Annotated in this window: 1 protein-coding gene; it reads left to right on the top strand. The window is 62.5% G+C overall.

Features of this window, described 5'->3' with window-relative positions:
* Positions 1 to 533, top strand: a 533-nt coding sequence (locus EN893_RS37255; protein WP_128362322.1) for a glycosyltransferase family 2 protein, incomplete at both ends; no start/stop codon positions are given.

Genomic DNA, 533 nt, shown 5'->3' with positions numbered 1-533 from the left:
CCTCCATCCTGTCCTGGTTCATCATCGGGGCGGGGCTGGCGCAGACGGCGATCTACCTGCTGCAGCTCATCATCGCCGCCTACGCCCTGTCCAAGCGCCCGCCGGTCGCGCGTTCGGCTCTGCTGTGGCACCGCTATGGCGACGTAGCGCCGCCGATCGCGCTGCTGGTGCCCGCCTACAATGAGGAAGTGAATGTGGTCGAGAGCGTGCACTCGATGCTGGCGCTCGAATATCCGAATTTCGAGGTCATCGTCATCAACGACGGCTCGAAGGATCAGACTCTGCAGCGCCTTATCGAAGGCTTCAAACTGGTGAAATTCCACCGACCCTATGAGGAGGCCCTGACACACAAGCCGATCCGCGGCCTCTATTCCTCGCCGATGACAGAACGGCTGTTCGTGGTCGACAAGGAAAATGGCGGCAAGGCCGATGCCCAGAATGCCGGCGTCAATGTCTGCCGCGCGCCTCTCTTTTGTGTGATCGACGGCGACTCCATCCTCGAGCCCGACGCACTGATGCGCGCGGCCCAGCCC

The sequence above is a fragment of the Mesorhizobium sp. M7A.F.Ca.CA.004.04.2.1 genome, assembly GCF_004022825.1.
Taxonomy (GTDB): Bacteria; Pseudomonadota; Alphaproteobacteria; order Rhizobiales; family Rhizobiaceae; genus Mesorhizobium.
Note: the sequence above shows the minus strand (reverse complement) of the source record. Positions and strands in the feature narration are given on the sequence as shown.